This is a genomic window from Bosea sp. BIWAKO-01, assembly GCF_001748145.1.
GTDB lineage: Bacteria > Pseudomonadota > Alphaproteobacteria > Rhizobiales > Beijerinckiaceae > Allobosea.
The window spans coordinates 125733-147433 of sequence record NZ_BCQA01000002.1; the positions used below are offsets into that span (position 1 = coordinate 125733).

Here is a 21701-nt window from a genome sequence, read left to right on the forward strand (position 1 = left end):
AGCTACACGCTAATTCCCTAATTATGAACGGTTATTCATGGAACACGCGATCCAGCCAGCCGTTTAGATTTGCGGCGGGGGCCATCAAGGGAGAAGAACCATGATCAAGAATCTTGTTCTGGTCGCCGCGCTCGCCGTTGTTCCTGCGACTGCTTTTGCACAGTCGAACTCGGGCGCAGCGGGTGGAGCCGCGAGTGGCGCGGCCACAGGCGCTGTCGGCGGCGCGATCGTTGGCGGACCTGTGGGAGCAGCCGTGGGTGCCGTCGGCGGCGCTGCGGCGGGCGCGATTGTGGGCGGCATTGCGGCCGACCAGCGCACCGAGTTCCGCACCTATGTGACGGAGCAGAAGGTGCCGTCGGTGGCATACCGCGAAAAGGTTGTCGTCGGCGCCACGTTACCCGACACGGTGACCTATCGAGAGGTTCCGGCTCGCTACGGCAAGACCGAATATCGCTACACCGTGATTAACGGCCAGACCGTCCTGGTCGAGCCGAAGACCCGCAAGATCGTGCAGATCATCGAGTGATCAACTGGAGCCCACCCTGACAGGGTGGGCTCCTTTCGATCGGGTTCGCCCTGATCAACCAAGGAGACAACGCCATGTTACGGCCAATCCTGATCGCCGCTGCTATGGCGGCTACCGCCGCCTTCAGCGCTCCGGCGCAAGCGCAGGTTCAGTTAGAATTCGGTATCGAACGGCCGGGCTATGACGGTCCGCGCTATCACGAGCCCCGTGGCTACCGCTCTGTTGGGGAACGGCGTGGCTTCCGAGGTCCCGCTGTTCTCGACGACGACGATGACGATTGCCGCTCTGTCATAAAGCGTCGGGTCAATCGCTACGGCGAGCTTGTCGAGCGCCGGATGCGCATCTGCGACTGACGTCTGGCGCATACAGCGGGTGTGTTGGTGCTTTCCAAAGCCCGCTGCTTGGTCATGAGGAGGAACCGATGCGAAAATCAGTCTTCGTTGCAGCGGCCATGCTGAGCTTCTGCTCCCTGACGCCATCGATTTCACAAGCCGCCCCCGTGGCAGGTCTCGAATATCACCATTCCCATGACGAATACTGACACGGAACGCTAATCGCCTCAAATGTACTTTGCATAGCGATCGACGATTTGCGCTTGCGATGCGGCGTCGTAGTTAAGACAGGTTTTTCGGGTTCACAGAAAGTTGCCGCCGCAGGGGCTTCCAGGGCCGCCTTCACATCAATGATTCAAGCCGAGCACTCCAAAGCAGAGTACGAGCGCCTGTCGGCAATCCACAGCATTGACGCTTTGGTGGTCAATCAACCTCTCGCCGTCGAGACAAGGGGGCGTTTCCGATCATGCCACGGGGCGCTTTTGAGCTTGGGCCCTGTAGGCGTTCGCCCGATCCAACAACATGTTCCTGGCATGAGGAATGTGCTCGGCGCCCGGACCTGCCCACGCGTTAGCATCATGTTTTTCGGTGCCGCTCTTCAGCTGCAATCCGTCAATCGGGACGTGGCTCCACTCGTGCTCGACGTAAAATTCGTTGGTGTCGGAGTTGTAGCAGAGATGCCACCAATCTTCGTTCTCGGCCGGAGGCCCTTTGATGCGGGAAGCGAGCTGTTCGAACAGAATCATATCGTCTCCATGCTCTTCGCTAGACACATTGGACGTGAAGGCTGATTGCGACAACCGCGTAGGGGGGCAGCGATGCAGGCTTCGAAGTCTGGGCGAGATCTTCGGCACGATCTCGACACGCCGGAAATTCGTCGATCACCGGCTGGAACTCGCCAAGCATGAATGGGCGCGGCTGAAGGCGAACGGCTCGCTGGAATGCCGCAACCGCCAATCCAACGTGGTGCAGGGCTTTACCAAGCAGACGCGACGGGCAGCCGAGATCCACAGCCGGTTCCTGATCCGAAGGATGGAAGGAAGCCCCCGAACTCCAGGGCAAGGGCAGCGCCTCCTGGCATGGGCCCGAACGGGAACTGCGCGCCTATCTCGCCAGCATCGAAGGCAAGCGTGCCTGCCAAGCGAGCGCGCCAATCAACGGCGTCCCACGCCTCCGACGGCCAGGGCGGATGGGCATGCCCCCCTGCAGTATCTCTGCAACACGGCGCGGAATTCTTGTCGGAGCAAGTCGATGCCGTTTGACAAAAATTATCGACTCTCGAACTCTTCTCTTGGTGCGCGACTCGGAGTTGCCACTTTGCGATTCGAAGTCGCCACATAGGTGAGAGCGGGCCTATTAGGCGCGCGACTTGAGATGTGGAGGCTGCATGACTTGCGATGCCGCAATTCGACCTCCCTGCATCTTGCGAAGCGTCGGCGCTGGACGTCGAAAGCTTTTGCTTATGGCGGCGTCCGCACTTACGCCCTTGACCTTAAGCGTGGCGGAGCCGGCGCTGGCGCAGTGCGCGGGTCTCCTCGACAACACGACCTGTACGCCGGGTGGCAACCCCTATCCTAGCGGCATCAATGCCGACGGCGTTGGTACTAACGCCCCCATCAACCTCACGCTTCTGCCGGGTGTCAATGTCGTCATCCCGCCCGGCCCGGGCGGCGTCAACGCCGTCAACGCCGCTAACACCACCGGCGTGACCCTGGGCAGTGCTAACATCACCATCACTGCGAATGATTTAACCATCGCCAATGTCGCCAATCCGCTTAGCAACAACAACACCGGTTTACGAATACAATCAAGCGGCGACGCCATAATTACGGCAACGAACACCACGATTGATGTGAACGGCACCGCAAGCGACTGGGCGATATTGGCGTTCGCAATGCCAAACCTAACGGGGTTTCCTCATGTGGCGAGCGTAAACTGGAGCGGTCAGCGCCTCACCTCAAGCGGACTTGAATCGGGCGGCATACAGGCGGACAACCGCGGCATTGGCAACGCCATCGTCGTGGCTTCGGGAGATGTCAACGTCGTCGCGGGCACTGGTGTCGGGCCCAGCCAGTACGGCTTGCTCGCTCATTCGGGTGACACGTTACTGGTAGCCAGTGCGGCCGGCGATGCGTCCGTGACATACAATAGCGGCACGATCAACGTTGACGCAGCTCGGCCCCGAGGCATCCTCGCGTGGGTTGGTGGCAACAGCGGTTCGGCTACGGTCACCACCGCGGCCGGCACCGTCATCAACGTGAGCGGCACGCAATTTGGGGGCCCCGGGGTCTATGTCTTTTCAAGTTCGAGCGCAGCCACCGACAAGTTAACTGCGAACGTGGCATCGGCAATCACGAGTTCCGGACCGGTGACCACCAATTCCGCTAATCTACCGGCCGGTATTCGCGCCCTAAACGGTGCAGCTGCGCAAATCGATGTGACCTATACCGGCCCGGGCATTACAACCTTTGGCGGGAACGGCACCGGCATCACAGCCCTTTCTGGCAGCGGCAGCATAACGGTGAATTCCTCCGGGCCGATCAACACGACGAACGGCTCCAACGCAGTCGGCATCCTCGCCGACAGCAGCGGCACGATACTCCGTAGAAGCCCTGGATTACTCACTGACCGATATCAACTATTATCGTTGAGAAATAATTCAATAATTTATAAACCGAGCCTTAGTTCTCTAAGCATATTCTTGATTAAAGGTTCAGAGAAAATATTATTGCTGTTTATGAGTTCATGGGCGATCGATATGGGCTCCCAGCCGTTATTCTCCAATTGCACCCTTTGCGACGTATCATCGCGTACTGCCTGCATTCCTGTCAGCTGAACTGCGAATTGCTTGAGCGTATATCGACTATTTTTCTTGAATATTAGGACATTTTGGAACTGTGTTGTAGTGTAAGCTCCATCAATAAGGAAAGTTGAGTTCGAGTGGGTGGCCGTCGGCGTCATGGTTTGAATATTGGACCGTTCCCGATAGCTGATGAGAAAGTCCGCAAGAGCGCCGGCAGGGCTACGCGCGTCGGGATCAAGGTTGGTCGTGTCGATGCTCGAAAACACCTCAGTCCGATATCGCGCCCGCGTCAGGCACACGTTGAGGATTTTGTCGCCTTCCATGGCGCTCAAGATCCCGAAGTTTCGTCTTTGCTGCCCCGTTTCGTCCGGTCCATGCGTCAGCGAGACATACACGATCTCCCGTTCGACACCCTGAGAGGCGCTGGCGTGCATGATCGTCACCAACCTCTCAAATTCAGGCGCCTTTTCTTTCAGCATTTTTGCTATGATCGCGCACTGCTTATGCGTCATGGCGATAATGCCGACTGACCGCTGGGAGCTCTCGATCTGGCCCAACACGCCCTCGACGAGTGCCGACGCTTCGATGATATTGGCTCCGTCCTTGAACAGTCCGCCGTCGACTTTGCGCAATACACAGCCATAGGCACCGTGGTTGTGCGGCGACGGAACGGCTTTCAACGTGCAGGCATAAAATCGCTCGTTGGAGAACTCAATCAGGCTGGGATGACGCGACCTATAGTGTCGCGTGAGCTTTACCGACGGCAGCTTCGCCGATCGCGCAGCGTCGAGAAGGCTGATGTCGCCAGTGTCGACGACTGTTCCGTCTACGGCCAGTTTGATCGTTCGGATCGGACCACATTGCTGATGGTCGCCGACGATCACAACCTGCGGCGCCAACGCGAGAGCGGGCAGGGCGTAGGCGAACCGGGTTCTGGACGCCTCGTCGAAAATGACCGCATCAAAGGACCAGAGCGGCGGGATGCCCATCAGACAGCCAGCCGGAGTTGCGATAACAAGCGCAGGCTGTTCTGAGCGCGGCAGCTGCGCCAGGCCGTCGCAGAAACCGTCCACCGCGCCGTGTCCGGCGGCGGGGCTGTTGTTGGCGGCGCGAAGATCAAGGAGGTTCGGCGAGGCCAGGCTGTCCAGCCGTGATAGCACCGGATCGAGCGCATTGACCGAGTCCGAGAGCAAGAGCACCCTCTTCTTCTCCGCGAGAAGGTGCGCGATGATATTGGTGATGGTCTGGGTCTTACCGGTTCCCGGCGGTCCGTAAATCAGCAAGCTGTTTCCCGTGGCAACCGCTTGGGCCGCTTCGAACTGATCGGTATCGGCGGGTAGAGGGCATCTGGGCTCGGCCGGAGCTTGATGCGGCCCGTCGGGCCTTGCTGGTTCAACGCCCAGCAGTCTCGCAATCGACGGATGCCGTTCGATCGTACGATCGAGGAGAAACTCGAGCCTCTCCAGCAACGCCTGGCTGACGCGGTTGAAAAGGCCGAGCACGGCCTTGTCGGAAAACCCTCTCACCTTCGCATGCGACTTCTTCGGCCTGTAGCGAAGCGGGTCGTCAGGAAGAGCTGATCGCGTGAGTCCGAGGCGTCGGATCAGGACATCGTTGAGAATAGGGGCGCCGGCCTGTTGAATTGTGAGTGTTCCGGTACCCAGTCCGACGACCCGCACGGGAATGAGAACGAGTGGCGCGTAGCAGCTCTCCTGCTCAGGCTGATCGGCCCATTCGACGAGGCCTAGGCCAGCGTAGAGCGACGAGAAGCCACACTGTTGGATTGAGGCGACATCCATCGAGGCCATCAGATACAGGTTCTCAATCGAGCTGCCTGCTCCCGCCAACATGGCGTCGCTGCCGAGCGGCAGCGTGTTGCCGGGCGCCAACGCGCCGCGAACGGCAATGCCTGTTCCTGCGAGATAGACGGCCTGAGCGCTCTCGGGCGGCGGAAGCTCAAGCAACGCGCCTTTGGCGATCTCGTCGACCAGCGCTTTCTGGAATTTTCTAATCGAGTAAACGCAAAAATTAATATTCACAATATTATCGTGCCCATCGAGGTATCGAATATTTAAGTGAAATAAGTTGTCGATTCTATTTTATGGCAATTGGATCATTACGTCGCAGTACCCAATTCCGGTCAGGATCATCTGACTCGCGATCTGCAATTCGCTATCATTCGCCGCAAAATCGATGAGCTCTTGCTGGGTCGGCGGGTGGTAGTCGAGCTTGGGGCTCGTGTCGACGAGATGGCCATCGACAAAGGCGGCCGCCAAAGCGCTCGGAAAGGCCCAGGCGGGAAAGCCCTCGTGGACGCGGCACCTCGCGCCCGGGCCATCCGTTCCGGCCCATTTCCTTAGCTCCGTCGGAGAGAAGCCAGAAAACCAGTGCATCGCCTTGGTAAGGGAGCGATAGACCGCTTGCGCCGCGAGCTCGAGTCTTCCGACAAGGCGAAAATCGTCATAGGCGCAGAGTGCTTGCGCCGTGTCGCGATCAATCTCGCCCCGGGACAGCAGCATCGCATACCATTCGACCGAGCGCAGACGGCGCTCGATGTAGGGCCAGACCTCGATCCGCAGGCGCTCCGCGTTGATGATTGGCTCAAAGTGTGAACGAAAAAAGCGGTAAAACCTCCGGGCGTCTTTGAATTCCTTCATATACTTTTCAAAATCGGCTGCAGCGAAATCGATATCATTGAAGATTCCAGCCTTCATCCAGGCTTCGAGATCTTCGAGCGGCATGCCTAGATCAGGGTTTTTCTCATCGTCAGTCGGACTGTGCCGCGACAGCCCCAGCCCTTTGCAGACTGCCCGAATCTCGGCGTTGACCTTCGACAGATCGAACGGATCGCTGAAGTCGTAATCATGCAGCTTCGCGCCATGCTGGCCGCGTACCCAGGGGCGGATGAGATGATGCTGCTGCACATGAGCCTGTAAATAGGTGCTGCGCAGTGCCACGTCGTGCGCGCTCAAAGACTGCGTTGAATCAGCCATGAACTGGAGGGCTCTGAGCGCCAGAGCATGATGCTTGGCCGCCACGTCGGCCGGGTCGAGCGGGACTGGCTCAGCTGTCTGTGGCGGGGCGTCAGCGGCGGGGCAGGGAGCGCCGAACCATCGAGATTGAGCAGGTCCTGGCGTTCGCCTGGTAATGCTGAATCGCCGCCACCAGCCATGAACTCGTCGTGGTTGGTATGGGCTGGCAGCTGCGCCTGAATAACCACCGCGGCGGCTGCGGAGGATCGCAAAGTCTTGGCGCGCAGCCGGCCGGCGAGGGTCTTTGCCCGGGACGGCCGTCTCGGTCTTGGATCATCGGGGCCGTACTTTGGAGGCCGCCCTCGTCCGCGTTTTTTTCCCTGGCCGTCAAGCAAGCCAAATTTTGCCGCGACGTCTAGCGCGGTCTTGCGATCGTAGCGCCCGCCCGGCGTCGACAAGTGGACAAATTTCAATTGCAGCTTTTCGGCGGCGACGTCGGCATCGATCCGGGCCAGGCGGCGTTCATAGCTGCGGCGCGCATCCTCGAATTCTTGCTCGGCCTCGGCCCGAGCAGCGGCGGCCGCGACTGTGATGTTGAGCGTGTGACGGCGAATTTTATCGCGGGGGCGCTCGACGCCCCAGACGTATCGAAAGACCGGCATTCAAATTCCAGAGCAATATTAAATGGCAATATACGTAAAATTATACGCAAATATATCTTACCTCACCTTCAACCGCCCGAGCAAGGGCCTGAAGCAAGTGCATCATTACGACGCTCGAGATCATGCAGTGTCACGAACGTCGCGGTCTGCCTTCGGCGCTGCGCCGTGGTCGGGCCAATTGCGCTATTATAGCCGCCTGGGTCCATGCATTTTTCGAGCTCGGCCCTTTTGCCCAACCTCGCCATAGTGCAAGGATTGCGCTGCCGCGGAGGCCGCACACTGCAAGAGCAGAAGAGTGCGGAAATTGTCGGGCCGCGCTTCGCGCAGTGCTGCGGGATGAGCGTGCCCTGCGCCGGGTGAGGCAGAGTGCCAATCCATCGTGCCTCAAAACGGACAGTCTCAGTGACGTGTGCGAAGATTATGCGTGCGGGATAGGGCATTAAAAGCGGAGTTTGTTAAGTTCAGTCGCGCTCGTTCGCGGCCAATATTTCTGGCAGGATGGCGGGCAGCTAAATCGTGCCGACAGGTGCCGCGGGAGCGTAAACGTTCCATAATCTTCCTTATGCGAATCGGCTGGTGTAGGCGCAAAGCTAAAATGTCCCACCGTGGCAAACTAGGAATGTCACACTCCCCGGGCTGATGGGTTTGGGGGGGGGTGGCATGGGCTGGGTGGAGATGAGCGAACGAGAGCTTCGGCGTGCTGAAGTGCTGGGGTCGGTTTTGTCTGGCCGGCTGACGATGACGGCGGCGGCCGGTTTGATGGGCGTGTCTCGGCGCCAGGCGCATCGTCTTGCGCTTCTGTTTGCAGATGGCGGCGCGGCGGGCCTGCGCCATCGCGCGCGCGGACGTCCGTCGAACCGTTTGCTGGGGCCGCATGTGCGCAATCTGGCCCTGGCATATGTGGCGGAGCACTACCGGGATTTCGGGCCGACCTTTGCGAGCCAGATGCTGCTGGAGCGGCATGGACTGAGCGTCTCCCGGGAGACGCTACGCAAATGGATGAGCGAGGACGGGCTCTGGCTGTCGCGCACGCAGCGACGCCGGTTTCACCAGCCGCGCATCCGCCGCGATCATTTTGGCGAACTGGTTCAGATTGATGGCAGCGAACACGCCTGGTTCGAGGATCGCGGCGGGCGCTGCACGCTGATCGTGTTTATCGACGACGCGACGAGCCGCCTGGTGGCGCTTCGTTTTGTGGCGTCGGAGAGCGCCTTTGCGTATTTTGAGACGCTGAAGGGCTATCTGACGAGCCATGGTCGGCCCCTTGCCTTCTATTCCGACAAGCACTCGATCTTCCGGGTGTCGAAGCCCCAGGCTCTCGGAGGCCAAGGCATGACGCAGTTCGGGCGGGCGCTGTCCGAGCTGAGCATTGAGATCCTGTGCGCTCATTCGAGCCAGGCCAAGGGCCGGGTTGAGCGGGTGAACCGCACCTTGCAGGACCGGCTGGTGAAGGAGCTGCGGCTGGCCGGGATCTCGTCGATCGAGGCGGCGAACACGTACCTTCCGGGCTTTGTCGAGCGTTTCAATGCGCGCTTCGCGACGCCCGCCTTCCCGTCCGGAGGACCTGCATCGTCCTCTCGAGAGCACGTCGGATCGGCTCGACACGATCCTGGCGTGGCGCGAACAGCGCTATGTCACGCAGCAGTTGGCCCTCTCTTATGACGGCAAGCGCGTCATTCTGGACGAGACGCCTGTGACCGCTGGCCTGGTGGGCAAATATGTTGAGACCTACGAGTTTCCCGATGGCCGGCTCGAGATCCGCTGGAAGGGCGTTTGCCTGGCCTACCGGACCTTCGACAAGAAGCAGCGTGTGACCCATGCCGCGATCGTCGAGAACAAGCGCTTGTCGGAAGTTCTGGCCTGGGTGAAGGCCCGCCAGGATGAGATCAGGCCGGCACCGGTGAAGACCACTAGCGAAGCCGGTGGCTATGTGGCTCGTCCCAAGGGACGAAGGCGAGGTCGCCCTTCTTTCGTCGATCTGCACATCGCCGCCAAAGGCGCCCTTCCCCACGCCTCTGTTGGGGCTGCTGCGATATGTGAGGTCTCCGCAGCCCCAACAGAGGCTCCGTCGAGAGCGCGGCTGTGACATTTCTAAATTGCCAAAACCTGAGACATTTCAAAGGTGTTGCAACAGGCTGGTGTAGGCGCAAAGCTAAAATGTCCCACCGTGGCAAACTAGGAATGTCACACTCCCCGGGCTGATGGGTTTGGGGGGGGTGGCATGGGCTGGGTGGAGATGAGCGAACGAGAGCTTCGGCGTGCTGAAGTGCTGGGGTCGGTTTTGTCTGGCCGGCTGACGATGACGGCGGCGGCCGGTTTGATGGGCGTGTCTCGGCGCCAGGCGCATCGTCTTGCGCTTCTGTTTGCAGATGGCGGCGCGGCGGGCCTGCGCCATCGCGCGCGCGGACGTCCGTCGAACCGTTTGCTGGGGCCGCATGTGCGCAATCTGGCCCTGGCATATGTGGCGGAGCACTACCGGGATTTCGGGCCGACCTTTGCGAGCCAGATGCTGCTGGAGCGGCATGGACTGAGCGTCTCCCGGGAGACGCTACGCAAATGGATGAGCGAGGACGGGCTCTGGCTGTCGCGCACGCAGCGACGCCGGTTTCACCAGCCGCGCATCCGCCGCGATCATTTTGGCGAACTGGTTCAGATTGATGGCAGCGAACACGCCTGGTTCGAGGATCGCGGCGGGCGCTGCACGCTGATCGTGTTTATCGACGACGCGACGAGCCGCCTGGTGGCGCTTCGTTTTGTGGCGTCGGAGAGCGCCTTTGCGTATTTTGAGACGCTGAAGGGCTATCTGACGAGCCATGGTCGGCCCCTTGCCTTCTATTCCGACAAGCACTCGATCTTCCGGGTGTCGAAGCCCCAGGCTCTCGGAGGCCAAGGCATGACGCAGTTCGGGCGGGCGCTGTCCGAGCTGAGCATTGAGATCCTGTGCGCTCATTCGAGCCAGGCCAAGGGCCGGGTTGAGCGGGTGAACCGCACCTTGCAGGACCGGCTGGTGAAGGAGCTGCGGCTGGCCGGGATCTCGTCGATCGAGGCGGCGAACACGTACCTTCCGGGCTTTGTCGAGCGTTTCAATGCGCGCTTCGCGACGCCGCCTTCCCGTCCGGAGGACCTGCATCGTCCTCTCGAGAGCACGTCGGATCGGCTCGACACGATCCTGGCGTGGCGCGAACAGCGCTATGTCACGCAGCAGTTGGCCCTCTCTTATGACGGCAAGCGCGTCATTCTGGACGAGACGCCTGTGACCGCTGGCCTGGTGGGCAAATATGTTGAGACCTACGAGTTTCCCGATGGCCGGCTCGAGATCCGCTGGAAGGGCGTTTGCCTGGCCTACCGGACCTTCGACAAGAAGCAGCGTGTGACCCATGCCGCGATCGTCGAGAACAAGCGCTTGTCGGAAGTTCTGGCCTGGGTGAAGGCCCGCCAGGATGAGATCAGGCCGGCACCGGTGAAGACCACTAGCGAAGCCGGTGGCTATGTGGCTCGTCCCAAGGGACGAAGGCGAGGTCGCCCTTCTTTCGTCGATCTGCACATCGCCGCCAAAGGCGCCCTTCCCCACGCCTCTGTTGGGGCTGCTGCGATATGTGAGGTCTCCGCAGCCCCAACAGAGGCTCCGTCGAGAGCGCGGCTGTGACATTTCTAAATTGCCAAAACCTGAGACATTTCAAAGGTGTTGCAACAGGCTGGCGTATCCGCGGCGTCCGTCGGCGGTACGCGTCACGTTTGCGGTATTGAGCCTCATTACCAAATCCATCGTGCTCTGCAGAAAAACTGAGGTATTGAGCCTATTTTTGCCCCATCCAAAAGGGGCCCGAAATGGGCGCCTACGCTTCAGATTTTGTGGACTCGTACAAACCCCGCGGTGGCTGGCGACACTCCGCTTCGAAGCGACGATCCCGCCGGCGGCATCTGCTGGCTGAAGCACTGGCAGCTGCTGCCGGCGTTCCCCACCACGACGAGGCCCGTAGACGGGCTTAAAGACCCCATGGAGCCTCCCTCCCCTCCAAGGACCAGGCTCTGCCCTTCGCTGACGGCGTTGCCCGCTCAGGGCGCCTGAGAAGCCCCCAGCCAAGGACGGCGCCCCCCGCAAATGCGCAGCCTCACAGTGGCTGCCTCCCACCAAGGACAGGCTCGGAATGGGCCTCATTCCCCAAAAAATGAAAAATAGGCTCAATACCTCAAAATTTGTGGGTGCCTTCGCACGCCACAATTTTTGAGTGACGCCTTCGCGTCATTTCGGTCTCCGACAGCCCCCAGGACCACACCACTTCCATCCTCTTCCAATCTCGAGGCGTGCCTGCGCACGCCAGCCTAGGCCTTCGCCCCGGCCCGATCGCTTTTGGATGTCGTTTGGCCGCCCTTCGGCGACCCTTTTTACGGTGGTCCAGCGCCTGCACGCTCTTGGGGCTTGGAGACGGGATGGCCGTGAATTAAGGCACGAAAATTCGCGTGTCCGACGCCTCATGACGAGGCTACGGGATAGGCGCCTTGGCCTACGCCAAAGAGCCTTCCGTGACCCTTCCGCGTGCCTGCGCACGAGCGAATTTTGATGCCTTATCGGTCGCCCTCTTCGGGGCTCCTAACCCTGGCCAGTGAGGCTGCTTCGCTGCCTCGGTTTTGCTGCCACCATACGGCGTCAGAAGCTTCTTTTGGCCCACGAGCCGGGCTCTTTTCACTAAGGGTTTCGTTCTACGAACCGTCAGACCGTGCTGCCTCCCTTGGCTTTCCCTTAGTTCGCCTCTGGCACTCTGCCGGTAGGAGGAGCAGCAATGTCGTTCCGACGGGCTTTGGCCGGCATGAGTTCGCCACAATGCGAGATCGTCTGCGGATGCGTCTTCATCATCTCGATGGGGGCTGGTCTCGGCCTACTCACCCCATCGCCACATCGACAAGCCGAAATCAAAGCATCGCTTCGCGCCCCCCTCACCTCGGGGTTGCCCGATCGTTCGGATATTGAGGTTGTCCGCCCGGGCAAGTCGGCTTCGTCGACGATGCAGCGGATTACAGCTGCGCCCTTCCCAATCTGCCGCCGCGGCGCGGAAAACTGCGTCATCGACGCTCAGGAGACAGGCGGTGCCCGATGTCCCAGCGAACGCGCTCTAGGCGATCGCGCGAAGTACCGACTGGTAGAGTTGCTCTCCGCCGGCGAGTTCAGCCTGGCGGCGTACGGCAGCCGGGACAGAGACCAGTATGGACGCGCCCTCAGTGTCGTCTATCAGGGTGGTCAGTCCGTTGGAGCCGTCCTGATCTCGGAGGGCCTAGCACGGGCTTGGGAAGGCCGTAGGCGGCCATGGTGCTAAGCAGCCGCCCCAAGCGCCTCCCGCAGGCAGAGAGGGGTGCGTGACGCGTCCCTGCCGATCCGTCCATCTGGATGCCTCGTCAGTCCACTCCGGATTTTGCGCAAGGCGATTAAAGGGTTTCGAAACCATCAGGGGCGACACTACAAGCGCCCCAGGTATTGCGTCGGCAATAGCGCTGGCTCGGCCCGCGAGACACAGACCGGGCCAGCGCTAATCCTGTTTAACTGGACCGGACTTGACCGATATTCCTGCCTGGACTCTCGCAGGGTGTCACTTCGGCTCGACCCCAATCACCGCCGGCACGCGCGATACAGATGCGCCCCACGCTCTCGCACCGCGCTCCCGACCCAACTCCGACATTTGCGGTGAGCCGCAGGACGGTCAAAAGTCGCCCATTCCCGACCTCTGGGACGTCCGCATGCGGGCGGTTCAACTTCGCAATCAGCAACGCGCCGAAATCGCGTAGCCAACGCGGTGAAAAGCTGCTTTCGGCCACAGCCCGTTTCCTAGGCAGAGTATCGGTTGCATTTGAAACGAATGATGCGCTCACCGCATGATTAGGCGCACAAATCACTGATTCACAAGCTATTCATGCGACAAGCGCATATCAGAACTGAATTGATGCCCCTGTTTGCGGCGGGCAGCTCGGCTTATGTGCAGTGCACAACGAGATTGTCGCTGTGGGCACCGCCCCTGTCCGGAATATCCGCCAGAGGAGTATCACCATGCTCGTCACCATGATTGCCGCCAAAATCCGCACCTTCCTGCGCTATCGCGAGACAGTTCGCGAGCTGTCGCGTCTGACCAACCGTGAGCTCGACGATCTTGGCCTGTCACGCTCGGAGATCCCCTTCATCGCCCGCTCGCACGCTGCGGCCTGAAGTCACTGAATAGAACCGCCGCGTCACCGGGCGCAGCGCGTTCCAGGTCGTTTCTCCCGGGGCTCATGTTTCCCTCCCCTTGAGCTTCGGTCGAAGAGCGAATGCCCGCCTCACGGCGGGCATTTTGCATTTCAGGGCTGCTTTCACTTGACCCGGAATCCGGCTGCGTACTCGTCCGAGCCGTAAGAGCCCGAGCTCAACTCCTCCTTGTCATCGGAGGCGGCCTCGCCGCCACGAAAACCTGGTTGGGGCAAACTTTCCAATGGGGCGAACGAAGCCGGAGGATGCCAGGCTCGAAGCGAGCCCCGAACATCCAACAGTCAAGTGGCTCATCAGGATTGGGCGCAATGGGCAGTGGCAGGTTGCACCGATAGACGCGAACGGGTCGCTTGGGCTGAGCGATGACGAGATCTGCTCGGATCTCCGTCGTACGGCGGGGCAGAACGGGTTCGATGTCTGGCGGGGAAAGGATGAACTGAGAGCGCTCCCCAGGCGGCAACACCCGCCCGAATTAGACGCCCATATACTTCCGGAGTTGATCCCCAACCTGGGCCATTGTCGTCGGCTTGATCCGACCCAGCTTCTCCGCGTGGCCTGCCTCGATCGTCGCGATTTTGCATGGACGAATGACCGATGGCGCCGGCAACCCGGCCTCGCCATAAGTCAGGCCCAGCGACACGTCTCCCGGCCATGACCGGTTCTCGGCACTGGTGATCATGACCACCCACAACAGGCCTTCGCCTTCTCCTACGCCGCCATGGCTGACGACAAGCGCCGGCCGATGCTGGCGGGCATTGCGGTCGGTGTAGGGGAATGGCACGCGCACAACGTCGCCCTGGCTAAAGTCAGAGGTTGGCATAGGCCCTCCGGTCGGCTTCGCCATCCCACTCGCTGAATGTGCCAAACGGATCTTCGATCGGGGCTGCTGCCGGTGCCTTGCGGATCACTACCGCGTCGCCCTCAATGCTATAGGCAATCTCGTCGCCCTCGCGCAGATGCAATGCAGCCCGGATGGGCTGCGGAATCGTTGTCTGCGCCTTGGATGTCAATTTGCTTGTGATCATCGCGGGGCCACCCCAGTAAGGAATCTCCTTACTGTAAGGAGATTCCTTGCAGATAGCAAGCTAAATGAGCTTTACGCGGCGGGTAGAGCTGCGGCCTCAGCGGTTAGCGGCGAGAAAGTTCCTGGGAGTGTGTCCCAGGCCGGTATCCTATTGAAACCCCTCGCCGCGTGGCAGGAGCGGCGCCGAAGGGTTCATTGGGAGCGGAGGCCCACCCACTGGCTCATCTGACGTGATGTCGACAATCTCCCGGGTGCCTGCCTTCACCAGTACGACAATTCGCCCTTCGACGATCACCATGCCGAACGGCAAGGCACGAGCCTCGCCGTCGACACCAATGACTCTGATTGACCGAGGGACCGCGTCTCCAAGCCGAGGGATCCACTTGCCCCCCTTTTCGGGCGACCCGAGTTCAGCCGCTGCGAGGGTCATTGGGAAGGATGCGAACAGAACGAATCCTCGCAGCACGAGATTTCGCATTCTGCTTGGCACGGAAATGAGAGATATGATCGAGGCTCCAAGGTCTCGGGTGTCGTCTCGATGCGCGAACGCGGTGCTGGGGGCCATCGGTTTGTTCCTCCCGATCATCTGATACTGAGAGTTATCGCCCTTCCCGATCTGGCTTGAATGCGCTTGATCACATTGGAGCGCCGACACGCGACGAGACGAACCTGAGTTCGTTCGCGGCGCCCTGCACAGTGATAAGCTTGGAGCGGGAAGGCCCGTCCGTCCCTCCCATCACGGACGACATCCTCGGGCCCTTCGACGATTTCCGCTCCGCTGAAGCATGCCGGCTGTTCACCGCAATGGCGGATAGCGGCCAAGTCATCGTCGCGACCCATCACCGACATCTCATAGATATCGCTCGTCGGACTTGTGCGGATATCACTGTGCTCGAGCTACCGGCATAAGCGCAGGTCACTCGGAGACCTGCGCCAATCGACTTGGCGCCAATCAGGCCCTACCACCTACTCGGCGGACGCTCTTTCGATCATCGGCGGGGTCGGCCACTACCCGCATTTCACGCATGTCGATGCTACTATGGGGGCTTATGACCAAGCGAGCATCTCGCGCCGTGCTGCTGCTGCTCAGTCAGTGCCATGAAAGTAATCAAGTATGAGTAAAGTTCTCGAATCTCACCACAAGAGAGACTGAAAGATCCAGAATCTCAGAATCGGTGAGACTGGAACTAAAGTCTAGGAATAATTGCCAAAACGGTGCGAACTTGGCTGTGGAATCGCATTGGGCGCGCAGGTAGCGGACTGCATGCTTCCGCAGTTGGCGCAGGTTATGCGTCAGATTAAATGTTCGATGCTTGAGGCGGCAATCGCTGAGCCGGTCAGCCTGCCCGAACGTAGCTTCCAGGTGCCGGTTCGATCGGTTTCAGGCCGCCAGTACCGGGCCGATAGGCGGGAACCTCCTCGACGCCGCAATGCGCCTCCATCCAGGCCGACCAGTGAGGCCACCACGACCCCTCGTGTTTTTTGGCGCCAGCCAGCCATTCCTGCGGGCTTTCGGGATAGTCGCTCCGTGTCCAGTAGCCATATTTTGACCGATTGCCCGGTGGATTGATTACCCCCGCGATATGGCCTGAGCCCCCCAGCACGAAGGTCGTCTCGCCGCCCAGAAGCTGCGTGGTTGGATAGATCGAGGTCCAGACCGCGATGTGGTCTTCCTTGGTGGCAAGCACGTAGAAGGGGACGTCGCTCTTACCGAGGTCGATGGGCGTACCGTCCATGGTCAAATGGCCGGGCTTTCGCAAGCCGTTCTCGATATACATCTTTTCCAGGTACCAAAGCAGCATCGCGGCGGGCAGCCGAGTACTGTCGCTGTTCCAGAACAGGAGATCGAACGCGGGCGGCTTGCGGCCCATTAGGTAGTTCATGACATGGAAAGACCAGATCAGGTCGTTCTCGCGAACCATCGAGAACATGTCCTGCAAGTAATGGTTTTCCAGATAACCCTTCTCGGCCATGTGCTCGCGCAGAACCTGAAGGCGGGCGCGGTCGATGAAGACGCCAATCTCGCCCACATCAGTGAAATCGACCATCGTGGCCAGAATCGTCGCTGTCGCGATACGCTTGTCGCTGCGCGCCGCCATCCAGGCCATTGTGGCCGCCACCAGGATCCCGCCGATGCAGAAGCCGAGGATGTCGAACTTTGTTTCGCCGGTCGCCTTACCCATCACGTCCAGCGCCGCGAGCGGGCCGAGGCGCATGTAATCCTCGAAGCTCAGATGGGCGTGCGCACTCGTGGGATTCACCCACGAGATCAGGAAGACACTGTGGCCCTGCGCCAGCATGTAACGGACCATGCTGCTGTCCGGCTTCATGTCGAATATGTAGTATTTGTTGATCCAGGGCGGCACGAAGAGCAGCGGACGCTTGTGCTGCATCTCCGTCAGCGGCTCGTAATGGATGAGCTGCATCAGTTCGTTTTGCCAGATCACCTGGCCGGGCGTCGACGCCAGATCGCAGCCGACGTGGAAGGCCTTGGGGTCGTGGGTGGCGATGTCGAGCCTCCCCTCTCCGCGTTCCAGATCGTCCAGCAGGTTGCGGAAGCCATCTAGCAAGCTGCGTCCTTCAGTTTCCAAGAAACGGTCACGCGCCGCCGGGTTCAACGCCAGGTAGTTGCTGGGCGAGAGGGCGCTGAGCAATTGCCGGGTATAGAAGCGGACGCGCAGGCTGTTCTTGCCGTTATCGGGCAGCGACCCGAGAAACTTCTCTGCCGCCCGCTCGATTGCCAGGTGGACGTCGCGCAACCCTCGGCTGAACGGTTCCGAACTCCAGCGACCGTCGCGGAAGCGTCGGTCACTGCTGTCCTCGCCCGGGCCGGACCAAGCTTCGAGCCAGGCACTTGAGGCGTCCCTCCACAAGTTTATCTGGAATTCGGCCAGCGCCCAGGGATCCTTTAGGAGTTGCAGCGCCACCTGGGTGTAGGCGTTGGCTACCGTCTTGGCATCGACCACTGAGAAATCCTGCCCGGCAGCTTGTGCGACCGCCTTGGCGTGGCTCCACAGCGAAAGATCCAGCGCGCGCTGCATCAGCCCGACGAATTCGGCGGTTTGGTCGGCCATTCTCGACTGGTCCATCCCGTTCCCCTTGTCCACAGCCATGCTGCGCTGGGAAGCTTCTGCCTCAGTGCGAACAGGAGCGGCAGAAAGTGTCCGATCGAGCGCGGCCCCGAATCCAGATCATCAAGAATTTCCTAGCCGGCCTCCTCGAGTTACTTGGGCGGAAGGGTGGCGCAATATCGGGGCGAAAATACAGGGCCGTTTCATCAGAGGCCCCCGGGCTCCGATGGAGCTGGCCCAACGGTCAGGTCGACAATCAGCGGAACCAGCCACACATTTCGCCATATGGCGCGAACGTTCTTCCTGAATCGCTATCGTGGACGATGATCCGTCCGTCCTGAAGTCCTTGTGCCACGCGTGACCATGCCGGACCTTTCGGTTGCAATCGTCGATGATCATCCTTGCTGATGGAGGGGGTTTCCGCGCTGCTGAAACGATGGGGCGATTTCACACTCACCGCGACCGGGAATGTCGCGGATCATATTGTGTCGATCGCCAGGACGCATCACCCCGATGAGATGATCGTCGATCTCAATATGGCGGGGGATGTCTTTCAGGCGATTGCGGACGCGTTGAAGATCGCTCCCGAGATGAAAATCATCGTGTTCACAGCCTCGACCAGCCCCGATGATGCGATCAGGGCTCTGGATGCCGGAGCAAAGGGCCATGTATTGAAAGGCAGCCCCGGAGAGGATCTGTTCCAGGCCCTTCAAGCCGCGCGGCGCGGCGACGTCTATGTCACGCCCGCCCTCGCAATCAAGATGATCGGTGCCTTGCAGGACAAGGCTCTCGAACGACAGAAGGCGATGAGCAACAAGCTCAGCATTCGAGAGAAGCAGATCGTCAAATTGCTACTGCTCGGAAAGATGAACAGCGAGATTGCCCGCGAGCTGTCGCTCAGCGCCAAGACTGTCAAGGGTTACATGACCAACCTGATGGCCAAGCTGAACGTCCTAAACCGTGTGGAGTTGGCCCTTGAGGTTCAAAAGCTGGAAGCTGCGGCTACCCGCTGATGAGCGCCCTGCCTCAATCAGAACCCCATGCGTGTCGTAAATGTTCGCCGCCGAAGGCCCTAAGGCAAACGAAGGCTCCGAGATAATCGCTGATGGGTTCTCGTCAGTGGCATGGTCGAATTCGCCGCCAACTTCAGTCGCCGGCCCCCGATCTTCAATTGTCTCAAATAGGTCGAGAGCGGAATTCTGGCCAGCACACTCGAAGCGTCTGCTTCTGGGCAATGCGCCGATGTCCGCAAATGGCGCTTCTCGCCCGAAGCTCTCCGCAAGAACGCGGGTCAATTTCTCTCGACCTTCCGTTGGCGTGGCGGCGAGGTCCCCTGAGCTGCTGCTATAACCCTACGGAATAATCCATCCCCGATTTCGACTTGGACAGCTTGGGACAATGGCTCCCAGTATTCTCCAAACGGAAAATGGGGGATCACATGATGAAGCAATCTGTCTTGGGGCTTGCGAGCCTGATGGTGGCGGCCTGTCTGCCGGTCGCGGGCTCGGCCCAGGAGACCTTGCTGCGCGTTGCCGGCGATGGCGACATCTCGACGCTCGACGCTCATCGCGCCAGCGCCACCAGCGACAAGACGCTGATCGGCTGGGTCTATAACGGCCTCGTCCGTTTCAAGCCGGGCAGCTCCGACCCGAAGGATCTCGAACCCGATCTCGCCGAACGTTGGGAGACCTCTGCCGACGGAAAGATCTGGACCTTCCATCTCCGCCCCGGCGTGAAGTTCCAGGGCGACTGGGGTACGCTCAGTGCCGACGATGTCGTCTATTCCCTGCAACGCTCGGCCGACCCCAAGCGCTCGACCTTTTCCTCGGACTTCTCGGCCATCGCGAGCGTGGAGAAGGTGGACGATCTCACTGTCCGCATCATGCTGAAATATGCCGATGTCAATTTCCTCGGCCGCGTCTCCAACTATCACGGCGGCAATATCGTCAGCCGCAAGGCGGCGGAGGAGCTTGGCGACAAGTTCGGTGCGAAGCCTGTCGGGACCGGCCCCTTCGTCTTCGTCGAGCAGGTGACGCAGCAATATGTGAAGCTCGCCGCCCATCCCGGCTATTTCCGCGGCAAGCCGAAGATCGATACGATCATGGTGCGTGTGATCCCCTCCGACAGCGCCCGCGAACTCGCGTTCACCTCCGGCGAAATCGACCTGATGTATGGCAAGCGCGAGCAGCGCTGGGTCGATTCTGCCCGCCGCCGGCCCGGCCTCAATGTCGAGATCTTCCGGCCCGGCGAGTATCGGCTCCTGCACCTCAACCAGAACATTCCGCCGCTCGACGATATCCGCGTGCGCCGGGCCATCGCGGCCGCGATCAATGTCGACGACCTCGTGCGCTATGTCGGCAAGGATGTCGGCCCCAAAGGCTGCTCCGTCGTGCCGCCGGGTTATCTCGGCGAGGACTGCACGGTGCGCTACAGCTTCGATCTCGCCAAGGCGAAGGCGCTGCTGGCGGAGGCCGGGCACAAGGACGGCATCACGATCAAGGCCATCGTCTCCAACATCTCGGCGCAGCAGCCCTTCATGGAGATCATGCAGGCGCAGCTCGCCAAGGCCGGGATCAAGCTCGAGATGCAGGTCGTCGACCACGCGACCTATCAGAGCCAGACCCGCAAGGACCTGAGCGCTCTCGTCTTCTACGGCGCGGCGCGCTTCCCGATCGCCGATACCTATCTCAGCGAATTCTTCCACTCGCGCGCCATTGTGGGCACGCCGACCGCCGCGACGAATTTCTCGCATTGCGCCGTCGCGGACAAGGAGATCGAGCAGGCCCGCACTGCGCCCGATCCCGAGGCCCAGAAGGCGCTCTGGAAGGAGGCGCAGCAGAAGATCATGGATAATGTCTGCGCCATCCCCCTGTTCGAGCTGCGCCAGGTCTGGGCTCGCAGCGATCGGCTGGATTTCGCCTACGAATTGAAGGGGGCGCTGAACCTCGCCCCGCCGATCACCGAGGCCACCACGCTGAAGCCACGCTGAGCGGGACCGCTTCGAAAGGGGCAAGACCCGCCCTGGCGTAGACAAGGCGCCTGCCGTGGGGGCGATCCCGCTCCACGGCAGGCGCTCCTGCGACGATCAGTCTTGACCAGGTTCAGTCATGGTTGGCTCAATCCTGGCCCGGGGCGAGGATCGTTCGCGAAATCTCGGCCGCGGCTTCCCGTGCGCCGTCGAGGAAGGCTTCGACGAGCCGGGCGTTGCGGCTGTCACGGATGCGGCAGAGCTGGAAGTCGAGTTGAACGGACGGCTCGAAGGCGCGTATGGCGACCTTGCCGCGCAAGCCCCCGACAGCCGACGGATGAACCAGCGAGACGCCGACGCCGGCGGCCACGAACTCGCAGAGCGTCGGCGAAATGCTGACGACCATGACGACCTCCGGCGCGACGCCGTGAGCGTCAAAGACCTGCCCGATGCGCCGGCTCGTAAAGCTCTCCGGATCGAATGAGACGAAAGCGGTCCGGTCGAGATCCTGGGGCGTGATCACGCTCTTCTCCGCCAGCTTGTGGTCGAGCGGCAGGATGCAGACGAGCGGATGAGCCATCAGTGGCTCGGAGACGACGTAAGGGTTGTCGATCGGTGCGACGGTGAACCCGACATCGAGCTTTCGGGTGACGAGCCCGTCGGCGATCCATTGCGAGCTGCGCGACTGCACCGAGCAGAAGACACCCGGTTGGCGGGCGAGGAAGCGCGTCGTCGCCTGCTGGATGAAGGCGCCCGAGAGCGCCGGCATGACGCCGATCAGCAGACGGCTCTGCTCGTCGCGGCGGATCGCCTCGACCGCATTCTCGACCTGGCGCACGCCGGCGAAGATCCGGTCGATCTCTTCGTAGAGCCGCATCCCGCGTCGGGTCAGCACGAGCCGCCCCTTGACGCGGTCGAACAGCTGCAGCGCCGTGTCCTCTTCGAGATGCGCGATCAGCTTGCTCATGGCCGGCTGCGAGATGTTCATCATCTCCGCTGCGCGGCTCACCGTGCCGTATTCGATCACCGCCTTGAAGGCTTCGACCTGACGCAGGTTGAGCCGTCGCACCATTGTATAACCCTGGAGAATAGCATCGAGAGAAAAACGACT

At 60.7% G+C, this 21701-nt stretch carries 16 protein-coding genes and 1 pseudogene; 9 read left to right on the plus strand and 8 right to left on the minus strand.

Annotated features, from left to right (window positions below; translation table 11 throughout):
- Positions 1–100 precede the first annotated feature (100 nt).
- A complete protein-coding gene (locus BIWAKO_RS32345) occupies positions 101–526 on the plus strand; it encodes a DUF1236 domain-containing protein (protein ID WP_069883096.1) in 426 nt (141 codons plus the stop codon).
- 74 nt (positions 527–600) lie between these two features.
- The gene (locus tag BIWAKO_RS35725) at positions 601–879 is read left to right on the plus strand and encodes a hypothetical protein (RefSeq protein WP_141740444.1); all 279 of its coding nucleotides are present in this window, start codon (positions 601–603) and stop codon (positions 877–879) included.
- A 443-nt stretch (positions 880–1322) separates the two neighbouring features.
- On the opposite strand, the gene BIWAKO_RS35730 is transcribed toward BIWAKO_RS35725, so the two are convergent.
- On the minus strand, positions 1323–1604 hold the full coding sequence (locus BIWAKO_RS35730) for a hypothetical protein (RefSeq protein WP_069883098.1): 282 nt from the start codon (positions 1602–1604) through the stop codon (positions 1323–1325).
- Here BIWAKO_RS35730 and BIWAKO_RS37490 point away from each other — a divergent pair.
- Positions 1573–2199 carry a NapC/NirT family cytochrome c gene (locus BIWAKO_RS37490; RefSeq protein ID WP_084652433.1) on the plus strand — a complete coding sequence of 209 codons (627 nt, stop codon included), beginning with the start codon at positions 1573–1575 and terminating at the stop codon, positions 2197–2199. The two genes, BIWAKO_RS35730 and BIWAKO_RS37490, sit on opposite strands and share 32 nt — an antisense overlap.
- Positions 2200–3525: 1326 nt before the next feature.
- Here BIWAKO_RS37490 and BIWAKO_RS32360 read toward each other — a convergent pair.
- Genes BIWAKO_RS32360 through BIWAKO_RS32370 form a run of 3 tightly spaced genes read right to left on the minus strand, consistent with a single transcriptional unit; the run spans position 3526 to position 7295 of the window.
- Entirely contained in the window at positions 3526–5700 is a 2175-nt protein-coding gene (locus tag BIWAKO_RS32360; RefSeq protein ID WP_069883099.1) for an AAA domain-containing protein, read from the minus strand.
- A 60-nt stretch (positions 5701–5760) separates the two neighbouring features.
- Positions 5761–6654: a hypothetical protein gene (locus BIWAKO_RS32365; protein WP_141740445.1), complete on the minus strand. Its 894-nt coding sequence runs from the start codon at positions 6652–6654 to the stop codon at positions 5761–5763.
- Positions 6630–7295, minus strand: a complete 666-nt coding sequence (locus BIWAKO_RS32370; protein ID WP_069883101.1) for a hypothetical protein — start codon at positions 7293–7295, stop codon at positions 6630–6632. Before BIWAKO_RS32370 ends, BIWAKO_RS32365 begins: the two co-directional genes overlap by 25 nt.
- Before the next feature lie 660 nt (positions 7296–7955).
- Between BIWAKO_RS32370 and BIWAKO_RS32375 the strand changes: the two are divergent.
- The 4 genes and pseudogenes from BIWAKO_RS32375 to BIWAKO_RS34620 all read left to right on the plus strand — a co-directional run bounded on the left by BIWAKO_RS32375 (position 7956) and on the right by BIWAKO_RS34620 (position 13488).
- Positions 7956–9381, plus strand: a pseudogene (locus BIWAKO_RS32375) (ISNCY family transposase).
- 135 nt (positions 9382–9516) lie between these two features.
- On the plus strand, positions 9517–10941 hold the full coding sequence (locus BIWAKO_RS32385) for an ISNCY family transposase (RefSeq protein WP_069880922.1): 1425 nt from the start codon (positions 9517–9519) through the stop codon (positions 10939–10941).
- A 1357-nt stretch (positions 10942–12298) separates the two neighbouring features.
- Positions 12299–12607, plus strand: coding sequence for a thermonuclease family protein (locus BIWAKO_RS37495; protein WP_371332378.1), 309 nt, complete (start codon positions 12299–12301; stop codon positions 12605–12607).
- Positions 12608–13332: 725 nt separating this feature from the next.
- Positions 13333–13488 carry a DUF1127 domain-containing protein gene (locus BIWAKO_RS34620; protein ID WP_084652521.1) on the plus strand — a complete coding sequence of 52 codons (156 nt, stop codon included), beginning with the start codon at positions 13333–13335 and terminating at the stop codon, positions 13486–13488.
- Positions 13489–13999: 511 nt separating this feature from the next.
- Here BIWAKO_RS34620 and BIWAKO_RS32395 read toward each other — a convergent pair.
- From BIWAKO_RS32395 to BIWAKO_RS32415, 3 genes are all read right to left on the minus strand, one after another.
- The gene (locus BIWAKO_RS32395) at positions 14000–14347 is read right to left on the minus strand and encodes a type II toxin-antitoxin system PemK/MazF family toxin (RefSeq protein ID WP_069883105.1); all 348 of its coding nucleotides are present in this window, start codon (positions 14345–14347) and stop codon (positions 14000–14002) included.
- Positions 14334–14552 carry an AbrB/MazE/SpoVT family DNA-binding domain-containing protein gene (locus tag BIWAKO_RS32400; protein WP_069883106.1) on the minus strand — a complete coding sequence of 73 codons (219 nt, stop codon included), beginning with the start codon at positions 14550–14552 and terminating at the stop codon, positions 14334–14336. Before BIWAKO_RS32400 ends, BIWAKO_RS32395 begins: the two co-directional genes overlap by 14 nt.
- A 1336-nt stretch (positions 14553–15888) precedes the next feature.
- Entirely contained in the window at positions 15889–17625 is a 1737-nt protein-coding gene (locus tag BIWAKO_RS32415; RefSeq protein WP_069883109.1) for a PHA/PHB synthase family protein, read from the minus strand.
- A 404-nt stretch (positions 17626–18029) separates the two neighbouring features.
- On the opposite strand from BIWAKO_RS32415, the gene BIWAKO_RS32420 reads away from it, so the two are divergent.
- Positions 18030–18635, plus strand: a complete 606-nt coding sequence (locus BIWAKO_RS32420) for a LuxR C-terminal-related transcriptional regulator (RefSeq protein WP_244523737.1) — start codon at positions 18030–18032, stop codon at positions 18633–18635.
- A gap of 428 nt (positions 18636–19063) precedes the next feature.
- The gene (locus BIWAKO_RS32425) at positions 19064–20611 is read left to right on the plus strand and encodes an ABC transporter substrate-binding protein (RefSeq protein WP_084652522.1); all 1548 of its coding nucleotides are present in this window, start codon (positions 19064–19066) and stop codon (positions 20609–20611) included.
- Between the two features lie 127 nt (positions 20612–20738).
- Here the strand turns inward: BIWAKO_RS32425 and BIWAKO_RS32430 are convergent, their stop codons facing one another.
- Positions 20739–21662 carry a LysR substrate-binding domain-containing protein gene (locus BIWAKO_RS32430; protein WP_069883110.1) on the minus strand — a complete coding sequence of 308 codons (924 nt, stop codon included), beginning with the start codon at positions 21660–21662 and terminating at the stop codon, positions 20739–20741.
- Between the last annotated feature and the right edge of the window lie 39 nt (positions 21663–21701).